Here is a 4,474-nt window from a genome sequence, read left to right as displayed (position 1 = left end):
AGACACAGGACAGGTGGCCTTGATGCGCAGCTTGCGACGACCAGCGGCAACATCAGCCCGAAGAGTATCGATTTCAATCTTGGCATTGGCGAGTTCCTGCGTGTGTCGGGTATCTAATTCGTGGAGTTGCTTGATGCGCTCTTGCTGGGTGGTGTTGATAGCGACTTGTTCTGACAGGGATTGGCTGAGTAACTTATTCTCTTTCCCTAACTCAATATTTTCGTCAATCAGGTAATTACAAAGAAAACCTAGCAACGCAACGCCAACGAGTGAGAAAACCTGTAATTTCCAGTTCATAGCAATTCAAACGCCCGTTCGAAAACATCATCGGAATAAGGTTGCTTGCCGTTCTCGTGCCGGATAATGGATTTAGCCAGCGCAATCAGCGTGGGCTTATTGATGTCGATTTTCTCGAACTGGTCAACATTGAGCGCCTTAGCAACACCGTTAATATAGGCAGTAGTGTTATTCTCGCTATTTGGCGCATAGCGATTAATCATCTTAGATACGCTGTTGTGACCGCCCTTGTGGTAATTGGTCAGCAACTTCATAAGTGCCCGGATACCATGCTCCGCAGTCTCGAAACGACAGAAGCGCTTTTCAATCTTTGGGTCATGCTTCAATTGACCCTGCCACTTATTAGCGGGATTGTGGTCAATATTGCCGGGGTTGTTATTACGAATGCCTCTGGTCATCTTGGGTCATCTGTCAGTCTGTTCCAGAAATACGTGAGAGCGATACTTCCCATCGCACCGCACATGCCCGCACTGGCGAATGTCATGTATAAGCTCAGTCCTGCCTCGAGGCTGATAAAGCCCCCTATCAGTCCGGTGAAGCCCGAAACGACTACCTGAGCCACTGCCCCGAACCAACTCCAGCGGGCATTACTGGTTTTTATATCGATAATGTAGCGGACTATCCCGCCCCATGCTGAAAGCAGTAGCAGTATCAGCCATTGATACAGTTCAAAGCCGCTTGGGTCTTTATTTGGCATACGCATATTCCACCCCATTTGAACAATGGGCGTCCGTGGGGTGAACGATGGTTACCCCTGTGAGTCGGTTAAAAGTAATGGGTTGATAGTTAAGGTAAGCTGCCAGGTCAGCCAAAAATCAATCAACCGAAGTGATGGCTGATTAGCTTCGGCGAGAGATCAATATGAGTAATTATTCAGACCTATTATTGATAATAAAAATGAGAGTTTGCCAAAACAATGGAATGCCCACTTCTTCTATGTCCGGGAAAAATAATTACCGCGTTAATCAAGTATGGCATCGTATTGAGCAGATATTTGTCCTTGAGTGTATTTTGGATGAATACAGGAAAAAATATGGCTCACCTCATTCACCACTTGAAAATGAAAAAGCACTACACCATATGATTCTCGAAATAACAAAGTGGAGCCTACCAGAAATACGAGCACTTTCTTTTAATGACAGTATGTTCATTATCTCAGAGCGTTTACGGAGAGAAAACATGCACCCTGACGCCCAGGGGTATTTGAATTCACTTGACTTCCCCGCTACCTCTTACCCGCTTGACGAGTTTTCTGAAAAAGATTGGGATCCCAAGGGAGACTCAATTTACCTTCAAAGCCGTACATAGCCCTCTGGTTAAGCTCTTTTTCTATTTCAGCAAGCTGCTCAGTCAGGGCAGCTTTTTCTCTCAGTAGTGCGTTATACCTTGAGATAAATATTTTCTGCTGCCCTAACCAGTATTCCAGCTCTTCACTGTCCATATTGGGGTTAAAAAAATAAGGTTCTTCAATACGCTTTTCCATCATTCACCTCTCTAGTGAGTTAATAGGATTCCAACCACAACAATTTGGAGTGTTGAGACGTTGCGATGGCGAATTAGGTAATAATCAATATCGAGCGCCCAGATATAGACGCTCTGTATTGATCATGCGGCCTGACTTACTGATTGGCCTCGACAGATCGTGCGAACAGTGTCACCTGTCAGAGTGGTTATGTAAGCTTGGTCTGTTTTTTTGATGTCGCGATTAATCAGATTACCGTTTTGGCTATGTTCAACACGGGCGATAACATCAGGGCTATCTTTCGGGTAAAACTCCAGACGGTACATGTCCCCCAAGATCCATGACTCTTCGACTGAACGACCGTTTCTGACTGTGATTAGCTTTAATGCGTACATGGTTAATTTCCTCATTGCGTAGGTAATAAAAAAGGCCACCTAAGTGACCTTCGATATAATTTGGTGGAACCTCTCGGAATCGAACCGAGTCCTAATGCTTTTCAGGCATCCGCGCGAACCCTCTACGCCAAAGTTCCAGATATAAAAAAGGCCACGCCATGCGCAGCCTTGGAATAACTACTTGAATTAGTTCCGTTATGGGATTTCCGATATCGAGAAATTGGAATATTCATCTAAACATCCCGAACTCTTGCGGGATTTTGAACTACCAAAAATCTTTTGGTGGTTGAGTTGTAAACTCTGAGTTGACTACGGGTAGATAGCAAAAAACCCCGCGAGTGCGAGGCTTGGAGTCAAAATGGAGGCTTGGGGGTTATTTCCAGTTGATATACAGACGCTTGGTTACACCTGTTTGTTTCAAAATGCTACTTAATTTTTGCACTTTAGCATTGCTTTCATACCAACTGAAATAGCCATGTTCTAGGGGAGTAAAAAAGTTTGAGGGTTTACCAAGGTTATAGGTTAATCCATCAACAATGATATAAAGATCTTTATTTTTAAATAAGTCTTCCAACCCTGTAGAACTTTCTGTGGCCAAATAAGGGGATACTCCAAAAATAAACAGAGGAACCCCAGGCCCTGTCTGATCTATCCAATAGAATGTTCTAATTTTCGCAATGTCTGTCCTATTTTGGATTACATCCAAAGAACCAAATGCAGGTTCTTTTTTGCTTGCTTCTTCTTCACTGAAATATCCCCATTTAGATTCAGTATGATCATCCCATCCGACTCCTAAGGTAACATCAATAATTAGCAAATAATCTTCAACAACAATTTCTGGATTATTAACGTCAGACATAAATTCCTCACTTTATTATTCGTTAAAGGTCATTTCATCTACTGCTAACTAGCCAGTTAATATTACTTAGGTTAGGTTTTTATCTCAATTGAATACCAAGCGGCAGAATTAATACGCATTAAAATATGGTTGCGCATTATAAAGTATGTCTATTCATCGAGTGCGTGATTCAGTGAGGTGTAAATTCGAAGTTTGCTGCTAATTCCGAATACCCTTTATTGAATACAGGCAACAAAAAACCCCGCCGAAGCGAGGTTTAAATATTCGTAGTGAGTATGGTTACAAGTTCCCACTATTTGAAGATGTTAGACCAAGGCCGGACAAAATGCAACGGTTTATTTTGTCACCGCATTGAATGCAACTTCTGCTCGCTTTTCTTCCGTGTAGCACTTCTCCACCAGCTTCTGATAAAAGGGCTTCCAGTTCCGTCGCCATGTTCTTTCGTTCAGTTCCGGTAAGTAAGCCTTGATTGCTGTGTAAGCCACCGACGACGGTACTTTGCTGTAACCTCGCCCCGAACATCGCGGGCAGATTTTATGAACGGGTATACCCTGCAATGCCGTCTGTTCCTCATCAAGCACCAAGCCACGTCCCTTGCAGCGACAACGATTTGACAGAACGCCCTTACCGTTGCAAGCTTGGCACAATTCGTCCACCAGCTCATCTTTGATATTTGGCTCAACGATCACCACTCCATCAATGTTCGTGATGCCCGGGTGCTTCACCACGGCTTTCACTCTGCAAGTAATCCCCTTACCTTGGCACTCCGAACACTGACAGGTTGACGCGGCTGAACGGGCGTAATTTTCAAACGCCATCTTGGACAAGATCACCAGACATTGCCCCAGTTTATTCCCGGCGGCCTTCGAGATCAGTTTCGGTACAGTTCGCCTTGCGTATCGGGTCAGTTCTTCCACAGTGCTGAATTTGTCTTCTTCACTGACGTTGTTCTTGGCAAAAAAGGCCGTCATGCCAAATTTAGCCTGTGATTCAGCCATCCCTAAAGCCGCAGCGGTATCCATGCCTTTCATTCTATCCGGGGCGGTACTGGTGGAAGCATCACTAAAGGTCGGTGATTTCGGGTGAAAGTGTTTTAATGCTGATTCGAGTTTCATGCAGCACATTCCCCCACCAAATTGAGGATAATCTTGTCCGGCAGCATACCCATGAAGCCCTGTTTTTTCTGACGGTGTAAGTTAAGTAATTTTTTCATAATGCCTCTGCTGTACTGTCCTTTCGTCTTCCCATGTGATGTTGTCTCAAAACCCCTGTTTGTTGTCTCATGTTGTCTCAATTTAAAAGTAAAAATAATTAAAATTCATATAGTTAATAAAAATGAGACAACCGAGACAACTGAGACAACCGATTTAGCCCTCACATGGGAAATTATTCGTCGTCTGATTCAGGCACTAACACCATGATATAAGCCCGTTGCTGGATACCCCCTAAGTGCTTAAGGCG

8 protein-coding genes and 1 tRNA gene are annotated in these 4,474 nt (G+C 44.0%); 1 reads left to right on the top strand and 8 read right to left on the bottom strand.

Features of this window, described 5'->3' with window-relative positions; all coding sequences use genetic code 11:
- The 3 genes from AAC854_RS21340 to AAC854_RS21330 form a co-directional block, all read right to left on the bottom strand.
- On the bottom strand, nt 1–297 hold a 297-nt coding region (locus AAC854_RS21340; protein WP_340618850.1), incomplete at its 3' end, for a lysis system i-spanin subunit Rz.
- Nucleotides 294–695 carry a structural protein gene (locus AAC854_RS21335; RefSeq protein WP_340618849.1) on the bottom strand — a complete coding sequence of 134 codons (402 nt, stop codon included), beginning with the start codon at nt 693–695 and terminating at the stop codon, nt 294–296. The genes AAC854_RS21335 and AAC854_RS21340, both read right to left, overlap by 4 nt.
- Nucleotides 692–994, bottom strand: coding sequence for a phage holin family protein (locus tag AAC854_RS21330; RefSeq protein WP_340618848.1), 303 nt, complete (start codon nt 992–994; stop codon nt 692–694). The genes AAC854_RS21335 and AAC854_RS21330 overlap by 4 nt, the downstream gene beginning before the upstream one ends.
- Before the next feature lie 164 nt (nt 995–1,158).
- Here AAC854_RS21330 and AAC854_RS21325 point away from each other — a divergent pair, with 164 nt between their 5' ends.
- Nucleotides 1,159–1,605 (top strand): ECs1072 family phage-associated protein, encoded by a 447-nt coding sequence (locus AAC854_RS21325; RefSeq protein ID WP_340618847.1) that lies wholly within the window; start codon nt 1,159–1,161, stop codon nt 1,603–1,605.
- Here AAC854_RS21325 and AAC854_RS21320 read toward each other — a convergent pair.
- The 5 genes from AAC854_RS21320 to AAC854_RS21300 all read right to left on the bottom strand — a co-directional run bounded on the left by AAC854_RS21320 (nt 1,523) and on the right by AAC854_RS21300 (nt 4,128).
- Entirely contained in the window at nt 1,523–1,780 is a 258-nt protein-coding gene (locus tag AAC854_RS21320; RefSeq protein ID WP_340618846.1) for a hypothetical protein, read from the bottom strand. The two genes, AAC854_RS21325 and AAC854_RS21320, sit on opposite strands and share 83 nt — an antisense overlap.
- A gap of 122 nt (nt 1,781–1,902) precedes the next feature.
- Nucleotides 1,903–2,154 (bottom strand): hypothetical protein, encoded by a 252-nt coding sequence (locus AAC854_RS21315; RefSeq protein ID WP_340618845.1) that lies wholly within the window; start codon nt 2,152–2,154, stop codon nt 1,903–1,905.
- A 61-nt stretch (nt 2,155–2,215) separates the two neighbouring features.
- A tRNA-Phe gene (locus tag AAC854_RS21310) sits at nt 2,216–2,291 on the bottom strand.
- A 236-nt stretch (nt 2,292–2,527) separates the two neighbouring features.
- Nucleotides 2,528–3,013, bottom strand: coding sequence for a DUF7823 domain-containing protein (locus tag AAC854_RS21305; RefSeq protein ID WP_340618844.1), 486 nt, complete (start codon nt 3,011–3,013; stop codon nt 2,528–2,530).
- Nucleotides 3,014–3,348: 335 nt separating this feature from the next.
- A complete protein-coding gene (locus tag AAC854_RS21300) occupies nt 3,349–4,128 on the bottom strand; it encodes an antitermination protein Q (protein ID WP_340618843.1) in 780 nt (259 codons plus the stop codon).
- Between the last annotated feature and the right edge of the window lie 346 nt (nt 4,129–4,474).

The sequence above is a fragment of the Xenorhabdus entomophaga genome (assembly GCF_037996725.1).
GTDB classification, from domain to species: Bacteria; Pseudomonadota; Gammaproteobacteria; order Enterobacterales; family Enterobacteriaceae; genus Xenorhabdus; species Xenorhabdus khoisanae.
The sequence above is the reverse complement of the archived record's forward strand: the minus strand, read 5'-3'. Positions and strand labels throughout refer to the sequence as shown.

What these genes read in the sequence shown, in the direction of transcription:
- AAC854_RS21335 (WP_340618849.1), bottom strand. Translation starts at nt 695, where the DNA reads ATGACCAGAGGCATTCGTAATAACAACCCCGGCAATATTGACCACAAT.
- AAC854_RS21330 (WP_340618848.1), bottom strand. Translation starts at nt 994, where the DNA reads ATGCCAAATAAAGACCCAAGCGGCTTTGAACTGTATCAATGGCTGATA.
- AAC854_RS21325 (WP_340618847.1), top strand. Translation starts at nt 1,159, where the DNA reads ATGAGTAATTATTCAGACCTATTATTGATAATAAAAATGAGAGTTTGC.
- AAC854_RS21320 (WP_340618846.1), bottom strand. Translation starts at nt 1,780, where the DNA reads ATGGAAAAGCGTATTGAAGAACCTTATTTTTTTAACCCCAATATGGAC.
- AAC854_RS21315 (WP_340618845.1), bottom strand. Translation starts at nt 2,154, where the DNA reads ATGTACGCATTAAAGCTAATCACAGTCAGAAACGGTCGTTCAGTCGAA.
- AAC854_RS21305 (WP_340618844.1), bottom strand. Translation starts at nt 3,013, where the DNA reads ATGTCTGACGTTAATAATCCAGAAATTGTTGTTGAAGATTATTTGCTA.
- AAC854_RS21300 (WP_340618843.1), bottom strand. Translation starts at nt 4,128, where the DNA reads ATGAAACTCGAATCAGCATTAAAACACTTTCACCCGAAATCACCGACC.